At 69.8% G+C, this 21739-nt stretch carries 16 protein-coding genes; 7 read left to right on the plus strand and 9 right to left on the minus strand.

From position 1 onward, the window contains the following. Positions 1-94 precede the first annotated feature (94 nt). On the plus strand, positions 95-1372 hold the full coding sequence (gene clpX / locus B9Y95_RS03890; protein WP_064295154.1) for an ATP-dependent Clp protease ATP-binding subunit ClpX: 1278 nt from the start codon (positions 95-97) through the stop codon (positions 1370-1372). 71 nt (positions 1373-1443) lie between these two features. Here the strand turns inward: clpX and B9Y95_RS03895 are convergent, their stop codons facing one another. The 4 genes from B9Y95_RS03895 to valS are packed head-to-tail and all read right to left on the minus strand — an operon-like array spanning position 1444 to position 6808. After that, positions 1444-3477, minus strand: coding sequence for a M3 family metallopeptidase (locus tag B9Y95_RS03895; protein ID WP_085510681.1), 2034 nt, complete (start codon positions 3475-3477; stop codon positions 1444-1446). A gap of 33 nt (positions 3478-3510) precedes the next feature. Then, positions 3511-3768 carry a hypothetical protein gene (locus tag B9Y95_RS03900; RefSeq protein ID WP_085510682.1) on the minus strand — a complete coding sequence of 86 codons (258 nt, stop codon included), beginning with the start codon at positions 3766-3768 and terminating at the stop codon, positions 3511-3513. Further along, entirely contained in the window at positions 3768-4214 is a 447-nt protein-coding gene (locus B9Y95_RS03905; RefSeq protein WP_064295157.1) for a GNAT family N-acetyltransferase, read from the minus strand. The genes B9Y95_RS03900 and B9Y95_RS03905 overlap by 1 nt, the downstream gene beginning before the upstream one ends. Continuing rightward, complete coding sequence (gene valS / locus B9Y95_RS03910; protein WP_085510683.1) at positions 4211-6808, minus strand: valine--tRNA ligase; 2598 nt, start codon at positions 6806-6808, stop codon at positions 4211-4213. The genes B9Y95_RS03905 and valS overlap by 4 nt, the downstream gene beginning before the upstream one ends. Before the next feature lie 132 nt (positions 6809-6940). Here valS and B9Y95_RS03915 point away from each other — a divergent pair, with 132 nt between their 5' ends. Beyond that, complete coding sequence (locus tag B9Y95_RS03915; protein WP_085510684.1) at positions 6941-9145, plus strand: acyltransferase family protein; 2205 nt, start codon at positions 6941-6943, stop codon at positions 9143-9145. Here B9Y95_RS03915 and B9Y95_RS03920 read toward each other — a convergent pair. Genes B9Y95_RS03920 through B9Y95_RS03935 form a run of 4 tightly spaced genes read right to left on the minus strand, consistent with a single transcriptional unit; the run spans position 9125 to position 14263 of the window. Continuing rightward, the gene (locus B9Y95_RS03920; protein ID WP_085510685.1) at positions 9125-10798 is read right to left on the minus strand and encodes a dipeptide ABC transporter ATP-binding protein; all 1674 of its coding nucleotides are present in this window, start codon (positions 10796-10798) and stop codon (positions 9125-9127) included. The genes B9Y95_RS03915 and B9Y95_RS03920 overlap by 21 nt on opposite strands. Next, positions 10795-11673: an ABC transporter permease gene (locus B9Y95_RS03925; protein WP_085510686.1), complete on the minus strand. Its 879-nt coding sequence runs from the start codon at positions 11671-11673 to the stop codon at positions 10795-10797. Before B9Y95_RS03925 ends, B9Y95_RS03920 begins: the two co-directional genes overlap by 4 nt. Further along, positions 11670-12647 (minus strand): ABC transporter permease, encoded by a 978-nt coding sequence (locus B9Y95_RS03930; RefSeq protein WP_085510687.1) that lies wholly within the window; start codon positions 12645-12647, stop codon positions 11670-11672. Before B9Y95_RS03930 ends, B9Y95_RS03925 begins: the two co-directional genes overlap by 4 nt. Next, positions 12644-14263 carry an ABC transporter substrate-binding protein gene (locus B9Y95_RS03935; protein ID WP_234993953.1) on the minus strand — a complete coding sequence of 540 codons (1620 nt, stop codon included), beginning with the start codon at positions 14261-14263 and terminating at the stop codon, positions 12644-12646. Before B9Y95_RS03935 ends, B9Y95_RS03930 begins: the two co-directional genes overlap by 4 nt. A 208-nt stretch (positions 14264-14471) precedes the next feature. On the opposite strand from B9Y95_RS03935, the gene B9Y95_RS03940 reads away from it, so the two are divergent. The 5 genes from B9Y95_RS03940 (at position 14472) to ndk (ending at position 20889) form a co-directional block, all read left to right on the plus strand. Continuing rightward, on the plus strand, positions 14472-15122 hold the full coding sequence (locus B9Y95_RS03940; protein ID WP_085510689.1) for a TetR/AcrR family transcriptional regulator: 651 nt from the start codon (positions 14472-14474) through the stop codon (positions 15120-15122). Positions 15123-15361: 239 nt separating this feature from the next. Then, on the plus strand, positions 15362-18730 hold the full coding sequence (gene ileS / locus B9Y95_RS03945) for an isoleucine--tRNA ligase (RefSeq protein WP_085510690.1): 3369 nt from the start codon (positions 15362-15364) through the stop codon (positions 18728-18730). Continuing rightward, entirely contained in the window at positions 18720-20099 is a 1380-nt protein-coding gene (locus tag B9Y95_RS03950; RefSeq protein ID WP_085510691.1) for a bifunctional folylpolyglutamate synthase/dihydrofolate synthase, read from the plus strand. The genes ileS and B9Y95_RS03950 overlap by 11 nt, the downstream gene beginning before the upstream one ends. After that, entirely contained in the window at positions 20096-20470 is a 375-nt protein-coding gene (locus B9Y95_RS03955; protein ID WP_064295611.1) for a DUF4233 domain-containing protein, read from the plus strand. The genes B9Y95_RS03950 and B9Y95_RS03955 overlap by 4 nt, the downstream gene beginning before the upstream one ends. A 2-nt stretch (positions 20471-20472) precedes the next feature. Next, entirely contained in the window at positions 20473-20889 is a 417-nt protein-coding gene (gene ndk / locus B9Y95_RS03960; RefSeq protein ID WP_064295600.1) for a nucleoside-diphosphate kinase, read from the plus strand. 88 nt (positions 20890-20977) lie between these two features. On the opposite strand, the gene B9Y95_RS03965 is transcribed toward ndk, so the two are convergent. Further along, positions 20978-21577 (minus strand): vitamin K epoxide reductase family protein, encoded by a 600-nt coding sequence (locus B9Y95_RS03965; RefSeq protein ID WP_085510692.1) that lies wholly within the window; start codon positions 21575-21577, stop codon positions 20978-20980. Positions 21578-21739: the final 162 nt, after the last annotated feature.

A 21739-nucleotide genomic window follows, 5' to 3' on the forward strand; every position in this document is an offset into this window, starting at 1 on the left:
CGACTCGGCGCGTCATCCCAGCGGGGTGGCGCGCCGAGTTGTCGCAGGGACAGGTTAGGCTCGGAGCACCGAATCTCCAGGGAGAGGGAAAGACATGGCACGGATAGGCGAAAGCGCCGATCTGCTCAAGTGCTCGTTCTGCGGCAAGAGCCAGAAGCAGGTCCAGCAGCTGATCGCTGGTCCCGGCGTGTACATCTGCGACGAGTGCGTCGAGTTGTGCAACGAGATCATCGCCGAGCGACTCGCTGAAGCGAGCGAGGAGACGGTGAGCGAGTTCGACCTCCCGAAGCCGAAGGAGATCTTCGCCTTCCTCGAGGAGTACGTCATCGGCCAGGAGGCTGCGAAGAAGGCGCTCTCGGTCGCGGTGTACAACCACTACAAGCGCGTCCGCTCCCGCGCAACGCTCGCGCCCGCCGAGACGGTGCACGACGACATCGAGATCGCGAAGAGCAACATCCTCCTCATCGGACCGACGGGATGCGGCAAGACGTATCTGGCGCAGACCCTCGCGAAGCGGCTCAACGTCCCCTTCGCCGTCGCCGATGCGACCGCACTCACCGAGGCCGGCTACGTCGGCGAGGACGTCGAGAACATCCTCCTCAAGCTCATCCAGGCCGCCGACTACGACGTCAAGCGCGCGGAGACCGGCATCATCTACATCGACGAGGTCGACAAGATCGCCCGTAAGGCGGAGAACCCCTCCATCACGCGCGACGTCTCCGGCGAGGGTGTCCAGCAGGCGCTCCTCAAGATCCTCGAGGGAACCGTCGCCTCGGTACCCCCGCAGGGCGGCCGGAAGCACCCGCACCAGGAGTTCATCCAGATCGACACGACGAACGTCCTGTTCATCGTGGCCGGCGCCTTTGCCGGGCTGGAGGAGATCATCTCCTCCCGCGCGGGCAAGAAGGGCATCGGCTTCGGAGCCCCCCTGCACAGCAAGGGCGACGACGTGAACCTCTTCGGTGAGGTCCTGCCGGAAGACCTCCACAAGTTCGGCCTCATCCCCGAGTTCATCGGTCGCCTGCCGGTCGTCACGACGGTCACCCCGCTCGACCAGCATGCGCTCATGGAGATCCTCACGGTCCCGAAGAACGCGCTCGTGCGTCAGTACCAGCGCATGTTCGAGATCGACGGCGTCGAGCTGGAGTTCGACCAAGCGGCACTCGAAGCGATCGCCGACCTCGCCGTCCTCCGCAAGACCGGTGCCCGAGGGCTCCGAGCCATCATGGAAGAGGTGCTCGGGCCGATCATGTTCGAGGTGCCCTCCACCGACGAGGTCGCTCGCGTCGTCATCACCCGGGAGTCCGTCGTCGAGAACGCAGCCCCGACGATCGTCCCGCGTGCGGCTCGCCGCCAGGAGAAGTCGGCTTAGACGACGCCCGGCGGTCATTAGCCCGCCGCAGCACCCGGATCCTCCGGAGACGCTGCGGCGGGCTTCGTCGTTCAGTCCTCGAGTCCGCGGCGTCGGAGGAGCGGCTCGATGACCGCGTCGCGCCCACGGAAGTCGCGGTAGGCGTCCAGGGGATCCTTCGAACCGCCGACCCCGAGGAGCTTGCTGCGGAAGCGGTCGCCGTTCTCCCTCGTCAGTCCGCCGTTCTCCGTAAACCAGTCGACGGTGTCCGCGTCGAGCACCTCGCTCCAGATGTAGGAGTAGTAGCCGGCGTCGTATCCACCCGAGAAGGTGTGGGCGAAGTAGGTACTCGCGTACCGGGGCGGGACGGCCGGATTGTCGAGCCCGGCGGACCGGAGTGCCGCCGCCTCGAACGCCTCGACATCGTCGACCCGGTCATCGGCACCGATGCTGTGCCACGCCTGGTCGAGCATCGCCGCAGCGAGGTATTCGCTCGTCGAGAAGCCCTCGTTGAAGCCCTCGGACGCCTGGAGCTTCGCCACCAGTTCCTGCGGCATCGGCTCACCGGTCTCGACGTGCCTGGCGTAGCCGGCGAGCACCTCGGGCCACAGCATCCACATCTCGTTCACCTGGCTCGGGAACTCGACGAAGTCCCGGAAGACGTTCGTACCGGAGAACCGCGGATATTCGACCTCCGCGAAGAGACCGTGCAGCGCGTGGCCGAACTCGTGGAAGAAGGTCGTGACCTCGTCGAGGCTCAGCAGGGTCGGTTCGCCGTCGGCGGGCTTCGGGACGTTCAGGTTGTTGACCACGACGGTGGGCTGGTCGAGCAGGCGGTTCTGCGAGATGAGCGCGTTCATCCAGGCGCCGCCGCGCTTGCTGTCGCGGGTGTACAGGTCGAGGAGGTACAAGCCGAGGCCGGAGCCGTCCTCGTTCCAGACCTCGAAGACACGGACGTCGGGGTGGTAGCCCTGGAGATCGGCCCGTTCGGCGAAGGTGATGCCGTAGAGCTTGGTCGCTGCGGCGAACACCCCGTCGAACAGGACCCGCTCCGCCTCGAAGTACGGGCGCATCACGCTGGTGTCGACATCGAACCGGTCGATCCTGACCTGTTCGGTCGCGAACGGCCAGTCCCAGGCCTCGACGGTCTCGAGACCGGTGACCCGCTCGAGCTCGCGTTGTTCCCGATCCGCGTTGCGGGCGGCGGGGATCGCCAGACGGGAGAGGAGCGCTGCGACGGCCTCCGGGGTCCCCGCAGTCTGGTCGGCGGTGACCACTGCCGCATGCGACGGGAACCCCAGGAGCGCGGCGCGCTCGGCTCGGAGGCGGGTGATCTCGAGCACGAGGTCACGGTTGTCGTTCGGTCCGCCGTGCGTGCCGCGGGCGCGGGAGGCCGTCATGATCCGCTCGCGGACGCCACGGTGCGTCAACGACGACAGCGCCGGATGGCCGGTCGGGAGGACGAGGGTGACGAGCCAACCGCCGAGGCCTCGCTCGGCGGCCGCCTGGGCCGCGGCGGAGATCTCGCCCGCACTCAGGCCGTCGAGCTCCGCGGCATCGGTGAGGTGGACGGCAAGCTCGTTGGTGTCGGCCAGGAGCTGCTTCTCGAACCGGGTGGTCAGTGTCGAGAGGCGGAGGTTGAGGTCGGAGAGCCGCTGCTTCTCCTCGGCGTCGAGACCGGCGCCTGCGAGCGTGTGTTCGCTGTACACGCGTCGGACCAGGTAAGCCGCCTCGGCGGTCAGCTGGAGGTCGTCGAGACTCGCGTGGACCGCGACGATCCGCGCGTACAGCGCGGGGTCGAGCCTGATCGCATCCTCGTGGGCGGCCAGCTGCGGAGCGAGCTCCTCCTCGAGTTCATTGGTGAACGTGGAGCTGTCCGCCGAACTCTGGTTGAAGAAGACCGCTGCGACGTGCCTGAGGATCGCGCCGCTCCGTTCGAGCGGGATCAGCGTGTTCTCGAAGGTCGGCGCGTCGTTCTGCGCGGTGATCGCCGCGATCTCGTCGAGTTGCTGCGCGAACCCGGCGATGAAGGCGGGGCGGAAGTGCTCCTCGCGGATCTCGCGGAACGGCGGCAGCTGATAGGGGAGCGTGCTCGGCTGGAGGAACGGATTCGTGTGTGATTCCATACCTCACCCTATCCAGCGTGCCGGGGAGGAGGCTCAGTCCTCGTCGTCGTCGTGGTCCTCGTCTGGTCGGGTGAGGCTGACGGATCCGTCCGCGTGCTGACGGATGGTCGTACCGTCGTCGAGCTCGACCACGGGCCGGCGTTCGAGCCAGGTGAGGGTCCAGCGCCACGAGGACGTGTCGACACCCTGCGCGAGCAATTCCTGCTCCTCAGCGGCGATGGCCGTCTGCACCGGCGTCGGCACGTTCTCCGGTGGCTCGGCACCGACCGCCCAGCGGGTCCCGAGTTGCATCACGGCTCCAGGTCGTAGGTGACCCAGCTCGTGCGGGTCGCCAGCTTGTCGTACACGGCCTGGGCGCGCTCGTTGTCGGCGGCCGTGATCCACCGGACGACGCTGTGGCCGTCCGCTTTCGCGAGGTCGCGGACGTGCTCGATCAGCGCGGTCCCGACCCCGCCGGTGCGGGCGTCCTCGGCGACGAACAGGTCGTCGAGGTAGAGCCCGGTCCCTCCGGCGAGGGCACGGGGGAACACGCGATAGTGCGCGAGCCCGACGAGGGCGCCCTGTGCGTCCTCCGCGACGAGCGCGGTCAACGGGTGGGTCGGGTCGCTGAGCCAGCCCCAGACGAGGACGGCCTTCTCGTCGGTCAAGGGGTTGCCGTAGAACTCCCCGTAGCCGGAGTACAGCGCGTGCCAGGCGAACAGGTCGCTCTCGACGGCGGGACGGATGGTGACGCTCATGCGCGTGCCTCCTCGGCGTCGGCCGCCGGCGTGAAGACGATGTCGCCGACCGACAGGACGTCGGCGGTGCGGAACTCGAGGGACTCGATGCGTCCGACGGCGCGGAGGTCGTCGGCGACGAGCGCGAGCAGCTCGATCGATGCGGCGGGTCCGGCGATGACCGCGGAGTCCACCGGAGTCTTCTGGGACGCCTTGGCGTCGGTCTTCGCGCGCCGGATGCCCGTGAGCGCCTCGCTCGCGAGCTGCAGCACCTGCGGTTCGCCCGCTGCGAGTCCTGCGAACTCCTCGTCGGTCGGCCAGCTGGCACGGTGCACGGAGCCGTCGTGCGTCCAGGACCAGGCTTCCTCTGCCGCGAACGGGATGAACGGGGCGAACAGGCGGAGCAGGGTCGAGAGCGCGATCCGCAGCGCGGCCACCGCCGAAGCCTGCTCAGGGCTCTCCTCGCCGTACGCCCGCTCCTTGACGAGCTCGAGGTAGTCGTCGCAGAACGTCCAGAAGAACGCCTCGGTGAGCTCGAGTGCACGTGCGTGGTCGTAACCGGCCAGCGCACTGCTGGCGTCGGCGACGGTCTTGCGGAGGACGCTCAGCATGGCGAGGTCGACGGCCTCCGTCACCGGGGCGTCTTCACGACCGGTGAAGCCGAGGATGAACTTCGAGGCGTTGAGCACCTTGATCGCCAGGCGTCGGCCGATCTTGATCTGCGTCGGGTTCTGCGGGTCGAACGCGGCGTCGGTACCGAGACGGCTCGAGGCAGCCCAGTACCGGACGGCGTCCGAACCGTGCTGTTCGAGCATGGCCGCCGGCGTGACGACGTTGCCCTTCGACTTCGACATCTTCTTGCGGTCGGGGTCGACGATGAAGCCGGACACGGAGGCGTGCTCCCACGGCTTCCGGTCGTACTCGAGGACGCTGCGGAGCATGGTGGAGAACAGCCAGGTGCGGATGATGTCCTGACCCTGCGGGCGCAGCGAGTACGGGAACACGAGGTCCCAGAGCTCGGGGTCGCGCTCCCAGCCGCCGGCGAGCTGCGGGGTGAGGCTCGACGTGGCCCAGGTGTCCATGACGTCGACCTCGCCCATGAACCCGCCGGGCACGCCGCGCTGCGACTCGTCGTAACCGGGTGCGGCATCGCTGGACGGGTCGACGGGCAGAGCGGCGTGGTCTGGCGCGATCGGCTGGTCGTAGACCGGGTTGCCGTCGGCGTCGAGCGGGTACCAGAGGGGGATCGGCACACCGAAGAAGCGCTGGCGGGAGATCAGCCAGTCGCCGGACAGACCACCGACCCAGTTCTCGTAGCGCACGCGCATGAAGTCGGGGTGCCACTCGAGCTCCGAGCCGAGTTCGAGGAGGCGGCTGCGGAGCTGTTCGTCGCGGGCGCCGTTGCGGATGTACCACTGGCGGGTCGAGACGATCTCGAGCGGCTTGTCGCCCTTCTCGAAGAACTTCACCGGGTGGGTGATCTGCTTCGGCTCGCCGATCAGGTCGCCCGAGGCGGCGAGGAGGTCGACGACGGTCTGCTTGGCGCTGAAGACGGTCTTCCCGGCGAGCTGCGCGTACGCCTCGAGGCCGGCCTCGGAGGTGATCGCCTCAGGGGCCTCGGAGATGACGCGGCCGTCGAAGCCGAGGATCGCGCGGTTGGGGAGGTCGAGTTCGCGCCACCACACGATGTCGGTGATGTCGCCGAAGGTGCACACCATCGCGATGCCGGCGCCCTTGTCGGGCTGGGCGAGGTGGTGGGCGAGCACGGGCACCTCGACGCCGAACACGGGCGTGGTCACGGTCGTGCCGAACAGCGGCTTGAAGCGCTCGTCGTCGGGGTGGGCGACGAGGGCGACGCAGGCGGGGAGGAGCTCCGGTCGTGTGGTCTCGATCTCGATGGTGCCGCCGTCGGGGCGGTGGAAGGAGAGTCGGCGGTAGGTACCCGGCTGCTCCTTGTCCTCGAGCTCCGCCTGGGCGACCGCCGTGCGGAAGGTGATGTCCCACAGGGTCGGCGCCATGGCCTGGTAGGCCTCGCCGCGGTCCAGGTTGCGCAGGAACGCGAGCTGGCTCGCCGTGATCGACTCGTCGCCGATGGTGCGGTAGCTCTGCGTCCAGTCCACGGAGAGGCCGAGTGCGCGCCAGACGGCCTCGAACTGCTGCTCGTCCTCGACGGTGAGGCGCTCGCACAGCTCGATGAAGTTGCGACGCGAGATCGGGATCTGGTCGGCGGCCTTGGTGCTCTTGTTGTCGCCACCCTCGAACGGCGGGGTGAAATCGGCGTCGTAGGGGAGCGTCGGGTCGCACCGGACGCCGTAGTAGTTCTGGACGCGGCGTTCGGTCGGCAGGCCGTTGTCGTCCCAGCCCATGGGGTAGAAGACGCGCTTGCCGGTCATCCGCTGGTAGCGGGCGATCACGTCGGTGTGCGTGTAGCTGAAGACGTGACCGATGTGCAGGGAGCCGGATGCGGTCGGCGGCGGGGTGTCGATCGAGTAGATGCACTCTCGCGTGGCGCCGTCGCGCTCGAACCGGTAGGTCCCCGCGGACTCCCAGGAGGAGCCCCACTTCTGCTCGAGACCTTCGAGGGCCGGCTTGTCCGGGATGCTGGCAGCGGTCATGAGTCGATCTCCTGCTGATATGTGCGGCACCGTGTCTGCGTGCCTGAGTGTGTGGGAACATCCCATGCTATCGCAGGGGACCGGGAGGGCACCGGACCGCAGACCGTGATCCTCCGCCGATAGCATCGGACCGTGTCGACCAGAGCCGCCTCCGGCGCCGTCAGAGCCGACCTCCAAGGCCTGCGCGCCGTGGCGGTCTCGCTCGTCGTGGTCTTCCATCTCTGGCCGGGGCTCGTGCCGGGCGGGTTCGTCGGCGTCGACGTGTTCTTCGCGATCTCCGGGTTCCTCATCACGGCGCACCTCCTCGCCGAGGTCGAGCGATCCGGTTCGGTCCGACTCGGGCGGTTCTGGGCCCGGCGCGCACGCCGACTGCTCCCCGCCGCGCTCACCGTCCTCACCGCGACCCTCGTCGCGAGCTGGTACCTCGCACCGCTCGGGGACCTGCCCCGGTTCCTGCGCGAGATCGCGTGGTCGGGCCTGTACATCGAGAACTGGGCGCTCGCCGGATCCGCGATCGACTACCTCGCGGCGGAGGACGCTCCGTCACCCGTGCAGCACTTCTGGTCGCTGTCGGTCGAGGAGCAGTTCTACCTCGTCTGGCCGATCCTGGTCCTCGTCGCCGGCTGGCTCGCCGTCCGGTTCGCCCGACGCGCGGCTGAGACGACGGCGCGGCGTCGGGGCGTCGCGATCGCGATCGGACTCGTCTGCATCGCGTCGGCCGCCTGGTCGGTCGTCTTCACCGCGCAGGACCCGTCTCCGGCCTACTTCGCCACGACGACGAGGGCCTGGGAGTTCGCCGCCGGGGGACTGACGGCGATCCTGGTGGCCGAGGGGGCCCGGCGCGGCTGGGCGCTGCGGGCGGGTGGGCGCACGGTCGTCGCCTGGCTCGGCTTCGCCGCGATCGGGGCGGCTGCCGTCTGGTATTCGGGGGAGACGCCCTTCCCTGCGTTGTCCGCGGCGCTGCCGGTGGGCGGGACGATCGCCGTGATGGCGGCCTGGGCCCCGGACGTCCGGCGGTCGCCGACCGCGCTGCTCGCCCGGGCGCCGATCCAGTGGCTCGGCGACCGCTCCTACGCCGTCTATCTGTGGCACTGGCCCCTCATCGTGTTCGGCGGGATCGTGCTCGCTCGGTCGGCCACCGTCCCCGAGCAGCTCATCCTCCTCGTCATCACCGGCGTCCTGGCGGAGGTGACGACGCGGTTCGTGGAGCGCCCGATCCGGTTCGGGCGGATCGCCGGTTGGCGGCCACGACGGGTCATCGGCGCGACCGCCCTCGCGATGAGCGTCCTGTTGGCCACCTCGATCGGGGTGCTCCCCGGTGCCGAGGCGCGCATCGCGGCCGAACAGCAGCGCATCGAGACCCTGGTCGCGACCCCGTCGAACTGCCTCGGTGCCGCGGAGCTCGTCGATGCTGCAGCGTGTCCGCGTGACGATGGAGCGTCATCGGACGGCAGTGAAGTCTCCGGTGGCGAGACCTCGCGCGACGGTCCCTCGGCGTCTCCCGGGGATGAGACCCGCGGGGTCGTCGTTCCCGACGCGTCGCTCGCCGACCTGCCGCCGGACCGCTGCATCACCGACATCCGAGCTGCCGCGTTCGAGGTCTGCGCCTACGGCGCCAGCGCGGAGCAGGCGACGAGGACGGTGGCGCTCATCGGGGACTCCCACGCCGAGCAGTGGTTGCCGGCGTTCGCGACGGCTGCCGAGACGAACGGGTGGCGGCTCCTCGTCGCGGCGAAGAGCTCCTGCCTGTTCAGCGACGCCGAGCGCACGGAGCCCGGGACGAGCGCGGCGGTGCTCGCCGAGATGCGCGCCGGGTGCCTGAGCTGGAACCGCGACGCCCTCGAGCTGCTGCAGGACGAACCGGAGATCGACACGCTCGTCGTCTCGGCGCGCGCCCGGAACCCGGTCGTCGCCGAGGGGGACCGCGACTGGCGGGAGGTGGCTGCGGAAGCCTATGCGGAGCGCTGGGCGCTCGTGCCATCGACGATCGAGCAGATCGTCGTCCTGCGTGACACCCCGACGATGTCGGACGACGTGCTGGAGTGCGTCCGCGACGATGCTGATCCGTCGGACGGGTGCGCGCGGGACCGGAGCGACGCGCTCACGGAGGATCCGCAGTACGAGGCCGCCCTCGCGAGCATCGACCCACGGGTCCGACCCGTGGACCTCACGGACGCCCTGTGCGCGTCCGATCGGTGCTCGCCGGTGATCGGCGGTGTCCTCGCGTACCGCGATCACCACCACCTGAGCTGGGTGTACGCCGAGACCCTCGCGCCCGTCGTCCAGGCGGTGCTGGACCGGATCCCGACGCCGGAGTCAGGCGCCGTCGCGCCCTGATGCCGCGCCGGGCGCGATGAGGCGCGGAGCGTCGGCTGCGAGTCGGGCGGTGTAGGGGTGGGCCGGGGCGGTGAACACCTGCTCGGCGTCGCCATGCTCGACCACCCGCCCGTGCTGCATCACGGCGACCCAGTCGCTCATGTGCCGGATGACGCCGAGGTCGTGGGAGATCAGCAGGTAGCTCAGGCCGTGGCGTCGCTGCAGGTCGTCGAGGAGGTCCAGGATCCTGGCTTGGACGGTGACGTCGAGCGCGGAGACGGGTTCGTCGAGGATGAGCGTCGACGGTCGACTCGCGAGGGCCCGGGCGATCGCCACCCGTTGCCGCTGCCCGCCGGAGAGCGTTCGCGGGCGCGCGCGAGCCAGCGAGGGATCGAGGCCGACGTCCGCGAGGAGACGGGTGATGTCACGAGGTGCGGCTTCGCGTCCACGAACGGCGTCGGCGAGGATGGCGTCGACGCGCCAGCGTGGATCGAACGAACTCAGCGGATCCTGCGAGACCCAGCCCAGACGGTTCCGTCGTGGACGACGTGCTCGCTCAGGGAGCTCCGACCATGATTCGCCCTCGAGGAGCACGGTTCCCGACTGTGGCGCGGTCAGGCCGAGTGCGATGCGGGCGAGGGTGGTCTTGCCCGAACCGGACTCGCCGACCACACCCAGGGTCGTCCCCGGTTCCAGGCGGAGTGAGACGTCGTCGACCGCGAGGATCGCCGAGGCGCCGCGGCCGCGCTCGAAGCTCCGCGTGACGGATCGGAACTCGAGCGCGGGTGCGTCCGATCCGGTTTGCGTCGTCAGACGGGTGCCCGTCGCCGGCTGTTCGGCCACCGGTGCCGCGTCGACCGCCGGGTCTGCGCTCAGGCGCGTTCCTCGAGCGCGGTCGGTGGGGACCGCGGCGATGAGGGCTCGGGTGTACGGGTGTGTCGGCCTGGTCAGCACCTGCTCGGCCGGCCCCTGCTCGACGACGACACCGTGCTGCATCACGACGAGGTGGTCGGCGATCGACGAGACGACGGCGAGGTCGTGGCTGATCAGGAGGAGACCCGCCCCGCGCCGCTTGACGTCGTCGAGGAGGCCGATGACACGTGCTTGGACGGTGACGTCGAGCGCGGTCGTCGGTTCGTCGGCGATGAGGAGGTCGGGGTCTAGTGCGATCGCTGAAGCGATGAGCGCGCGCTGACGGAGCCCGCCGGAGAGTTCACCGGAACGTTGGCCGATGCGGGAAGCCGGGTCGGGCATGCCGACGGATTCGAGGAGTTCGAGCACCCGCCGGGTGCGTGCGGTCCGGTCGAGGTCGGTACCGAGTCGGAGTGCGTCGTCGATCTCGCGCCCGATCGGCCGCAGGGGGTCGAGCGACACGAGCGCGTCCTGGAGGACGAGTCCGATGCGACGCCCGCGCAGGCGTCGCCAGGCCGATGCTCCGAGTCCGCGGAGGTCGGTGCCGCCGAAGTCGAGTCGAGCGGCCGTCACCCGCGCCGATGGGCCGGCGAGGCCGAGGAGCGATCTGGCGGTCACGCTCTTGCCGGAGCCCGACTCGCCGACGATCGCGACGCAGGTGCCGCGCTCGACCTGGAAGGAGACGTCGGAGACGACGGCGTCCCCGCTGCCGAATCCGACCGTCAGTGCTTCCACCTGGAGCAGGGGAGTGGAGTCGCTCATCGGCCGTCCTCCCGTGATCGGCGCTGGAGACCCCGTCCGAGGACCGTGGTGGACAGGGCGGTCGCGACGATCATCAGACCGGGGAACGCCGTGAGCCACCACGCCGTCGCGAGGTAGGTTCGTGCTGCGGCGAGCATGGCACCCCATTCCGGGGCGGGTGGTTGCGCCCCGAGCCCGAGGTAGCTCAGGGCGGAGGCCCAGACGACCGCCTGTCCGATGCCGAGGGTCGCGAGGACGAACAGCGGGGCGACGGCGTTCGGGAGGATGTGTCGGAACAGGATCCGGGCGGGCCCGTGCCCGAGCACTCGCGCGGCCTCGACGAAGTCGGAGGAGCGGACCTGGAGCAGTTGACCGCGGATGAGCCGCGCGTATCCCGGCGCCGTCGACAGGCCGACCGCGATCGTCGCCGTGACGGGACCGGGCCCCGCGATGACGATCACGAGCAGCGCGAGCAACAGGCCGGGGAACGCGAAGAGCACCTCGAGGACGCGTCCCACGGCGAAGTCCGCGATCCGGCCGCCGACTGCGGCGATCGTCGCGAGGACTGCTCCGAGGAGCAGTCCGATGGCCGTCGCGGCGACGCCGATGAGCAGCGAGGTCCCCGCACCGTGCACGACCCGGCTCCAGACGTCGCGGCCGGACTCGTCCGTCCCGAACCAGTGCGAGAGGGAGGGCGGCGAGAACGCGGCCCGCGGGTCGACCGCCGTCGGCGACGCCGTCGCGAACAGCTGGGGGGCGAGCGCACAGCCGAGCAGGAACAGCACCACCACGGCCGCGACGAACTCGGGTGCGCCGAATCCCGACGACCGGCGCCGTCCGCGGCGGACCCGGGCGTCGGGGCTTCCGGATGTCGGGGTGATCGCGAGCCCGCTCATGAACCGGACCGCCGGATCCGGTCGCGTGGGTCGAGTAGCTCAGCAGCGAGATCCGCGAGGAACATGACGACGACGTAGGCCACCGCCGAGCTCAACACCACGCCGGTGACCACCGGGACATCGCGGACGGTCACCGCCTGGAGCAGCGTCCGCCCGAGGCCAGGCCGGGCGAAGATGGTCTCCACCACCACCGCGCCGCTGATGAGGTACCCGAAGGCCCATCCCGACAGGTTGACCGCGGGCACGGCGGCATGACGCAGGCCGTGCCTGAGGAGCAGGCCGGTCGTCGACTCACCTCGCGCGGCCGCGGAGACGGCGAACGGTGCACTCCCCGCATCGAGCAGCGGTTCCCGCATCACCTGCGCCAGGAACCCGGCGACCGGGATCGCCAGGGTCAGCACCGGGAGGATGAGACCGAACGCATCACCCGTGCTCACCGGAGGGAGCCATCCGAGCCAGGTGCTGAACAGCGTGATGAGGACGGTCGCGAGCCAGAACTGGGGGAGTGACGCCGCCACGAGCTCGACGGCCGATCCGAGTGCGGCGGAGACCCGCCCACCACGGGTCGACCAGACCGCGAGGCCGAGTGCGAGCAGCCAGGCGACCGCGAGCGACGCCGTCGCCAGGATCAGCGTGCCGCCGAGCTGCTCGGCGAGCACCTGGGCCACCGGCGTGCGGAGGGACGCCGACTCGCCGAGATCCCCCTGGACCAGTCGGACCAGTTGCGCCAGGTACTGCACGAGGAGCGGCTGGTCCAGGCCGTACTGTTCGCGCACCCGCTCGAGCGCCTCAGCCGACGCCTGGGAGCCGGGGCCGCCGAGATAAGCCTGCGCCGGGTCGCCGGGGATCAGCCGGACGGCGAAGAAGGTGACCGTCGCGACCGCCCAGAGCACGAACACCGCACCGGCCAGACGTGCCCCGATCCGCCCGGCCAGGCGGCGGAGGTCGCGTCCCGAGCGGCCGATGGAGCTCACTCCACGAGCCAGGCGTCCCCGAAGACCGGCGTCGACACCGTCGGCAGCGCGCGGACGCCCTGCAGTGAGGTGCTCAGCAGGAAATGGTTCTGCTGGTCGTAGAGCGGCAGGATGTAGTAGCCGTCGAGGATGATCTGCTGCGCCTGCTCGTAGAGGAACGCCCGCTCCTCGGGATCGAGGGTGTCGCTCGCCTGCTTCAGGATCTCGTCGAGCGCGGGGTCGTCCAGCTGGGCGTGGTTCGCGAAGTAGCCGCTCGGCGCCGGGACGATGCCCGAGGAGTCGTAGAGCACGCGGAGCACGTCCGGTCCCACCTTCGTGTACGGGGCGCTGACGGCCTCGTAGGCGTTGGAGCCGAGAGCCTCGTACCAGCTCGAGAGGTCGAGCAGCTCGAGCTGCACGTCGAAGCCGGCGTCACCGGCTCCGGCCTGGATCTGCTCGAAGAGCGACTGCTCGGCCGGGATCGACTGGTTCGTGCTGACGGGGAACCGTACGGTCAGCCGGACGCCGTCCTTCGTCCGCACGCCGTCCTCGTCCTTCTCGGTCCAGCCGGCCTCGTCCAGGAGCTTGTTCGCCGCATCGAGGTCGTACCCGAACAGGCTCTCGTCGGAGTAGGCGGTCGCCTCCGCGCTCGACAGCGGGGAGTAGGAACGCTTCGCCGTGCCGAAGAACAGCGACTCGATGCCGGCGTTCACGTCCGTCGACCGCACGAACGCCTCCCGCACGCGCTGGTCGTCGAACGGCGCCTGTCCCGCGTTCAGCTCGATCCGGTTCGAGGCGCCGGGGCGCGGTGCGTCCAGGTCGACGATCGTCTTCGAGTCCTTCGCCTGCGCGATCGTGTCGGGCTGCGCGTTGTCGATGATGTCGACGTCGCCGCTCTGGAGTGCCGCGAAGCGCGACGCGGAGTCGGGGATGAAGCGCCACGTGATGCCGTCGAGGTACGCCGGCCCGTCGTTGGCGGCATCGCTCGGTGCCGAGTCGTAGGCGTCGTTCCGGACGAGCGAGACGTGGTCCTGCTTCACCCACTCGTCGACGACGAACGGTCCGGTACCGACCGGCGCATCGCAGTTCGCCGCTTCACCGCGGGCGATACCCGTCGGGGACTCCATCGCCGTCCACGGCTGCGACAACGACTCCAGGAGCGCGCTGTCCGGAGCGGAGAGCGTGAACCGGGCCGTCGTGGCGTCGACCGCCTCGACCGACGCGACCTTGCCCACCGCGAGGTAGCCCGTGGACGACTTCGTCGCCGGGTCCTGCAGGTGCTCGATGTTCGCCTTGACCGCTGCCGCGTCGAACGGTGTGCCGTCGGTGAACGTCACGTCCGACCGCAGCGTGAACTCCCAGGTCAGACCGTCCTCCGACGTCGTCCAGGACTCGGCGAGCCACGGGATGATCGCGCCCTTGGCGTCTCGCGACACGAGCGGCTCGAGGAACTGAGCGCTCAACAGGGCCTGCGGGTAGTTCCCGCCGACATGCGGATCGAGACACGTGGGCTCGGCATCCCCGCTGGCGTAGACGAGCGTCCCACCGGCCTTCGGCGTGCTCGACGCGGCCGGCGTCCCCGGTGCACACGCCGCGAGCAGGACCGCGAGCGGAACGAGCGCCGCGGCGATGCGCAACGGACGACGCGAGGACGCAGGGCGTCGACGGGCAGGGGAGGGGGATGCGGGCACAGGGACTCCAGAAGGCGATCGACCGGGTGCTGAGGGCCCGGTGGCGGCGTCGGACGAATTATTGGACGCCGTCTCAGAACCAGCATAGAGCCTCGGCACCACGCCCCGACCCCTCGCACGACGGCTAGGCTCACAGGCGGCGGAAGGAGCCCACATGGCACGACCACCGGCACGGAACGCCGTCGGCAGACCCCGACGATCCTCCCGACGCGTCCTCGAGGAGGCGGCCGCCGAACTCTTCCTCGAACAGGGGTACCCCGGCACCACCGTCGATCAGATCGCGAGCCGCGCCGGCGTCAGCCGCAACACCTTCTTCAACTACTTCGGCTCCAAGAGCGACGTCCTCTGGGTCGACGTCGACGCCGCGCTCGCCGGACTCGAACGGGCGCTCGCCGCAGGTGGGGACACCCCCGCGACGGATGTCGCCGACGCCATGCCGTCACTGCAAGCAGCCCTCCTGGGCATCGCCGAGGAGCGCTCGAACGGAGCCGTGCCCTGGGCGCTCACGCAGATCGAGCTGATGGACACCGCCTGGGAGCTCCAGGCGTCGGGTCTCGAACGTCTGCTACGTCTCCAAGCCGTGCTCCGGGTGTCGCTCGCCCGCCTCGCCGTCCGCGCCGACGAGCTGACGATCCGGTCCGCCGCAGCGGCGCTCGCCGGCGCGATCGTCGCCGGCGCCGGGGCCTGGGCGGCCGCAGGTGTCGGCCGGGGGGAGCTCGGCGACTACCTCCAGCGCGCGATCGCACCGGTGGTGGACGGGTACGGCCGTGCCCTCGCGCGGATCGATGGGCCGAGGTCCTCGTAGCAGACCCTCCTCGGAGCCGCTCCGCAGGCTGTACGATGGGACCATCGACATCGATCCGGCCATCACCGGGGAGTCCTCGGCAGAACAGTGACCGCTCAGCGGGAGCCCAGTAGAACCGAGCGGGTCAGGCCCGTCACAGCCGATGCAGAGCGGCCGTTCCAGTGGAGCGGCAAGCGGGGTGGTACCGCGTCGGCAACGCCGGCGTCCTCGCAGGACCCACGAGACCTGCCAGGAGAACGATGAGCTACCCGAAGTCCCAGGAACCGACCCCAGCCGAGTCGGCGTCGAACGGCGCGGCGTTCGGCGTGACGCCGTCGCCCAGCTTCCCCTCGATCGAGGAGGGTGTGCTCGCCCGCTGGGCCGCCGACGGCACCTTCCAGGCCTCCATCGACCAGCGCGAGGGCGCTCCGGAGTGGGTGTTCTACGACGGCCCGCCTTTCGCGAACGGCCTCCCGCACTACGGTCACCTCCTCACGGGTTACGCCAAGGACCTCTTCCCCCGGTTCCAGACGATGCGCGGCAAGCAGGTGCACCGCCGGTTCGGCTGGGACACCCACGGTCTCCCCGCCGAGCTGGAGGCGGAGCGCCAGCTCGGCATCACCGACAAGCGACAGATCGACGAGATGGGGCTCGCCGCCTTCAACCAGGTCGCACGTGACTCCGTCCTCCGCTACACGGAGGAATGGCAGGACTACGTGACGCGCCAGGCGCGCTGGGTCGACTTCGAGCACGACTACAAGACCCTCGACGTGACCTACATGGAGTCGGTCATCTGGGCCTTCAAGCAGCTCCACGACAAGGGCCTCGCCTACGAGGGCTACCGGGTGCTGCCCTACTGCTGGCGCGACCAGACGCCGCTGTCCAACCACGAGCTGCGGATGGACGACGACGTCTACCGCTCCCGCCAGGACCAGACCGTCACGGTCACCTTCCCGCTGGTCGGCCCGAAGGCAGAGAGCCTCGGACTGACCGCCGTCCGCGCGCTCGCCTGGACGACCACGCCCTGGACCCTGCCGACGAACGCCGCGCTCGCCGTCGGGCCCGACATCGAGTACGCGGTCGTCCCGGCCGGTCCGAACGGCACCCCTGACGCCACGGTGCTCCGCGAGGAGGGCTCCTCCCACGCCGACACCGAGGTGCTCGGCGGCGAGTACCTCATCGCCTCGGCGCTGCTCGGCAACTACGCGAAGGACCTGGGCTACGACTCCGCGGCCGAGGCGCAGGCCGCCGTCTCCCGGACGGTCGTCGGGCGCGAGCTCGAAGGCGTCTCCTACGACCGCCTCTGGGACTACTACGCCGACGCCGAGTGGGGCATGGAGCAGGCCTGGCGCATCCTCGTCGCCGACTACGTGTCGACCGAGGACGGCACCGGCATCGTGCACCAGGCCCCCGCCTACGGTGAAGAGGACCAGAAGGTGTGCGAGGCCGCCGGCATCCCGGTGATCGTCTCCGTCGACGACGGCGGGAAGTTCCTCCCCGAGGTGTCCGACGTCGCCGGTCTCCAGGTCTTCGACGCCAACAAGCCGCTCACCCAGCTGTTGAAGGCGCAGGGCCGCCTCCTGCGTCAGGCGAGCTACGAGCACTCCTACCCGCACTGCTGGCGCTGCAAGCAGCCGCTCATCTACAAGGCGGTGTCGAGCTGGTTCGTCCGCGTGCCCGAGTTCCGCGACCGCATGGAGGAGCTCAACCAGGAGATCACCTGGGTGCCGGAGAACGTGAAGGACGGACAGTTCGGCAAGTGGCTCGCAGGTGCGCGCGACTGGTCGATCAGCCGCAACCGGTACTGGGGCTCGCCGATCCCCGTGTGGAAGAGCGACGACCCGGCTTACCCGCGCATCGACGTGTACGGCTCGCTGGACGAGCTCGAGGCCGACTTCGGCGTGCGCCCGACCGATCTGCACCGACCGTACATCGACGAGCTCACGCGGCCGAACCCCGACGACCCGACCGGCCGGTCGACGATGCGCCGCATCACCGACGTCCTCGACGTCTGGTTCGACTCCGGATCGATGCCGTTCGCCCAGGTGCACTACCCGTTCGAGAACCGCGAGTGGTTCGACTCGCACAGCCCCGCGGACTTCATCGTCGAGTACATCGGCCAGACGCGTGGGTGGTTCTACCTCCTGCACGTGCTGTCGACCGCGCTGTTCGACCGCCCGGCGTTCACCAGCGTCGTGAGCCACGGCATCGTCCTCGGCAGCGACGGTCAGAAGATGTCGAAGTCGCTGCGGAACTACCCGGACGTCAACGAGGTCTTCGACCGCGACGGTTCCGACGCCATGCGCTGGTTCCTGATGTCGAGCTCGGTGCTGCGCGGCGGCAACCTGGTCGTGACGGAGGAGGGCATCCGTGAGGGCGTCCGTCAGGTGATGCTGCCGTTGTGGAACACCTGGTACTTCTTCTCGCTGTACGCCAACACGGCGGTGCCTGGTGGCTACGACGCCGTGTGGCGCACGGACTCCACCGACGTCCTCGACCGCTACATCCTCGCCAAGACGCGTGAACTCGTCGTCACGGTGACCGACCACCTCGAGGCGTTCGACGCGACCCTCGCAGCGGCCTCGCTGCGGGACTTCGCGGACGTCCTGACCAACTGGTACGTGCGTCGCTCCCGCGACCGCTTCTGGTCGACCGACGGTGGCGTCTTCGACCGCGACGCCTTCGACACGCTCTACACCGTCCTCGAGACGTACTGCCGGGTCGCCGCTCCGCTCCTGCCGCTCATCACGGAGCAGATCTGGACCGGCCTGACGGGCGAGCGCAGCGTGCACCTCACCGACTGGCCGGAGCCCGAGGCGTTCCCGGAGGACACTGCGCTCGTCGAGGCGATGGACCGGGTCCGCGAGGTCTCCGGCGTCACCCTCGCCCTCCGCAAGCAGGCGGGTCTCCGTGTGCGGTTGCCGCTCGCCTCGCTCACCGTGGTCACGCCCGACCCCGCGTCGCTCGCGCCGTTCGAGGCGATCCTCCGCGAAGAGCTCAACCTCAAGGCCGTCTCCTTCGCCGAGTTGACCGACACCAGCGGCACCGAGTTCGGCGTCACCTCGCGCCTCTCGATCAACGCCCGCGCGGCGGGTCCGCGCCTCGGCAAGACGGTGCAACAGGCGATCACGGGCGCTCGGAGCGGCGACTGGTCCGAGGTCGACGGCACGGTCACGGCCGGCGGCATCGAGCTCGTCGACGGCGAGTACGAGCTCGTCATGGAGGCCTCGTCGGGCGCCGCCGGTGGCGTTGCGCTCGCGCTCCTGCCATCGGGTGGCTTCGCCCTGCTCGAGACCACGCTGACGCCCGAGCTCGAGGCGGAGGGACTCGCCCGCGACGTCATCCGTGCCGTCCAGGACACCCGGAAGGCGGCGGACCTGCAGGTGAGTGACCGGATCCGGCTGCAGCTCCGATTCGAGGACGACGCCGACGAACGCGCGGTGCGCAGTGCCCTCGACGTGGTCGACCTCGCCGGCGACACCCTGGCGACGTCCCTGACCTGGTCCGACGACGAGGGCCAGGCTGGAGCGTCTGGCTTCGCCCAGTCGTTCGCGGCCGGGAAGTTCGGCAACGCCGGAGCCTTCACGGTGACCCTCGCGCGTGCAGAGGAGACCGCCGATGTCCGATGACCTGATCCCCGGAGACGAGTCGTCCGCGGCCGATGCCGCCGACGCCGTGTACCGCGAGCTCCTGGAACGACTGGGGGAGGCCCAGCCGCAGCCGCGTCTCGGTGCCACCAAGCGGGCGCTCGAGCTCCTCGGCAACCCGGAGTCGTCCTTCGCGATCATCCAGATCGCCGGAACGAACGGCAAGACGAGCACGGCGCGCATGATCGAGAGCATCCTCCGCGCCCACGGGCTCCGCACCGGTCTCTTCACGAGTCCGCACCTCGTCCGGTTCACCGAGCGCATCGGGATCGACGGCGAGCGGATCTCGGACGAGGCCGTCGCCAGGAACTGGGACGACATCAAGCCGTATCTGGCGATGGTCGACGCCGAGCTCACGGCGGCCGGTGAGCCCGCGCTGACCTTCTTCGAGGCGCTCACCGTCCTGGGATTCGCCTGCTTCGGCGACGCCCCCGTCGACGTCGCCGTCGTCGAGGTGGGTATGGGCGGTGCCTGGGACTCGACCAACGCCGCCGATGCCGAGGTCGCCGTCTTCACTCCGATCGACCTCGACCACGTGCAGCGGCTCGGCAAGACGATCGCCGAGATCGCGCGCACCAAGGCCGGGATCATCAAGCCCGGTGCGCAGGTGGTCTCGGCCGCGCAGCACCCCGACGCGCGTCAGGCGATCGTCGACGCCGCCGCGGCGGTCGACGACCCGGCCGTGTTCGAAGGTGAGGAGTTCGCCCTCGTGCAGGACGCCGTGGCGGTGGGCGGACAGCTCATCACCGTCCGAGGGCGCGCCGGCACCTACCCGGAGCTGTACCTCCCGCTCTACGGTGACCACCAGGGACGGAACGCGACGCTCGCGATCGCCGCGGTCGAGGCGTTCCTCGGCGGAGCGACCCAGCCGATCGCGGAGGACGTCCTCGCGGAGGGCCTCACCGAGGTCGCCTCCCCGGGACGTCTGCAGCTCATCGGCACCGAGCCGACCGTGCTCGTCGACGCTGCGCACAACCCGCACGGTGCCGCGTCCCTGGTCGCCGCACTCGGCAGCTACTTCGACGTCGACGAGATCGCCTTCGTGGTCGGCATCCTCCAGGACAAGGACGCCGCCGGCATCCTGACGACCCTGGCGCCCGCCGCATCCGGCTTCTTCTTCACCCAGTCGGAGTCGGAGCGGGCGATCCCCGCCGAGGAGCTCTCGCGCCTCGCCGCGTCGCTCGACCTGCCGGCGTCGACCTTCGCCGACACCCTCGACGAGGCCGCGGAGGACGCACGGCGCTGGGCTGAGGAGGCCCCGCGCCGGCTGGTCGTGATCACCGGCTCGATCACCCTCGTGGGCGAGGCGATCGAGGTCGCCGACGACCGGGAATGGAAGGCGACCGCATGAGCGGCATGGCACGGAGCCGGGCTCCACGGAGCATCAAGCAGACCCTCGGATCGATCATCCTCGGCTTCGAGATGATCGTCATGTTCCTCGGCGCGCTCGTCATCTTCGGGCTGAAGGCCCTCCCGGCCCCGGTCGCGTTGATCGGCGGAGCGGTGCTGTGTCTGATCATCGTCGCGACGATCCCGCTCCTGCGATTCCGCTGGGGGTATTGGCTGGGCTGGGCGGTGCAAGCCGCTATCGTGGCTACCGGCCTGCTCGTGCCGATGATGTTCCTCGTCGGCGGGATGGCCGCAGCCGTCTGGACCTATGCGATGGTCCAAGGCGACAAGATCGAGCGTCAGCAGGCGCTCTACCGAGAAGCGAAGGATTGACCGTGGCTGTTGAAGAAACCCTGGTACTCGTGAAGCCTGACGGCGTCGCACGCAACCTGACCGGCGAGATCCTCCGTCGGATCGAGGCGAAGGGCTATTCGCTCGTGGACCTGCGCATGGTCGAGCCGGACCGCGAGCTGCTGGCCGCCCACTACGCCGAGCACGAGGGCAAGCCGTTCTACGAGCCCCTCGTCGAGTTCATGCTGAGCGGTCCCGTCGTCGCGATCCGCGTCGCCGGTAACCGCGTCATCGAGGGCTTCCGCTCGCTCGCCGGCACGACCGACCCGACCACCGCCGCGCCCGGGACCATCCGCGGCGACTTCGGCCGCGACTGGGGCCTCAAGGTCCAGCAGAACCTCGTCCACGGTTCGGACAGCCCCGAGTCCGCCTCCCGCGAGCTCGCGCTCTGGTTCGCCTGACGCACCGACTCCGCACGACGAAGCCCGCCTCCGATTCCGGGGGCGGGCTTCGTCGTGCGCGTCCGGCGGCCGTTCGGGCCGCCACCGGCTACAGGTAGGACAGGACGTCGAGGCGGAGCTGGGCGATGACCGCCACCACGAGGTAGCACCCGAGCGTCACCACCACGATCCATGAGGACACGACCCCGGCGATGCGGCGGACGGCGGGGGATGCCGGGATGATGCCGTTCCGCAGGGTGAACGAGGTCACCGCGATGAACGAGGGGATCGTCACCGACCAGGTGACCATGCACCACGGGCACAGCGTGCCGAGGACGAAGATGCTCTGTGAGATCAGCCAGATGACGAATCCCAGCGCACCGAGGAACCCGATGTTGAACGCGATCCAGAACCACCGCGCGAACTGCGCACCGGCGAGGACCGCGACGCCGACGGCGATCGGGGCGATCCAGGCGGCGAGGCCGATGATCGGGTTCGGGAACCCGAGGATGGCACCCTGCCAGGAGTTCAGGTTGACCCCGCACTGCACGAGGATGCTCAGGTTGCAGCCGAGCTGGGCGTTCGGATCCTGCAGGAGCTGGAACTTGTCGAGGGTGAGCGCGAACGCCGCGATCCACCCGATGACACCTGCGACGATGAGGAAGATGGCGAGGCCCCTGGGGCGCACGTCGATGACCGGAGTTGACACGCCCTGATTCTCGCACGCCCGCCTGGACGGCCGCGGGACATGCCCGGGTGGTCCGTACTCAGGACCGTCGGCCCTGTTCGTGCGATAATCGTGGGGTGGTGCTCGAGCCGCGCTCGACCGCACGACACAACAGGCTTGTTGGGCAATGAGAGCCCAGGACCC

The sequence above is a fragment of the Plantibacter flavus genome (assembly GCF_900177615.1).
Lineage (GTDB): Bacteria > Actinomycetota > Actinomycetes > Actinomycetales > Microbacteriaceae > Plantibacter > Plantibacter flavus.

Coding starts and splice junctions, on each gene's coding strand:
- clpX (WP_064295154.1), top strand. CDS start 95: ATGGCACGGATAGGCGAAAGCGCCGATCTGCTCAAGTGCTCGTTCTGC.
- B9Y95_RS03895 (WP_085510681.1), bottom strand. CDS start 3,477: ATGGAATCACACACGAATCCGTTCCTCCAGCCGAGCACGCTCCCCTAT.
- B9Y95_RS03900 (WP_085510682.1), bottom strand. CDS start 3,768: ATGCAACTCGGGACCCGCTGGGCGGTCGGTGCCGAGCCACCGGAGAAC.
- B9Y95_RS03905 (WP_064295157.1), bottom strand. CDS start 4,214: ATGAGCGTCACCATCCGTCCCGCCGTCGAGAGCGACCTGTTCGCCTGG.
- valS (WP_085510683.1), bottom strand. CDS start 6,808: ATGACCGCTGCCAGCATCCCGGACAAGCCGGCCCTCGAAGGTCTCGAG.
- B9Y95_RS03920 (WP_085510685.1), bottom strand. CDS start 10,798: ATGAGCGACTCCACTCCCCTGCTCCAGGTGGAAGCACTGACGGTCGGA.
- B9Y95_RS03925 (WP_085510686.1), bottom strand. CDS start 11,673: ATGAGCGGGCTCGCGATCACCCCGACATCCGGAAGCCCCGACGCCCGG.
- B9Y95_RS03940 (WP_085510689.1), top strand. CDS start 14,472: ATGGCACGACCACCGGCACGGAACGCCGTCGGCAGACCCCGACGATCC.
- ileS (WP_085510690.1), top strand. CDS start 15,362: ATGAGCTACCCGAAGTCCCAGGAACCGACCCCAGCCGAGTCGGCGTCG.
- B9Y95_RS03950 (WP_085510691.1), top strand. CDS start 18,720: ATGTCCGATGACCTGATCCCCGGAGACGAGTCGTCCGCGGCCGATGCC.
- B9Y95_RS03955 (WP_064295611.1), top strand. CDS start 20,096: ATGAGCGGCATGGCACGGAGCCGGGCTCCACGGAGCATCAAGCAGACC.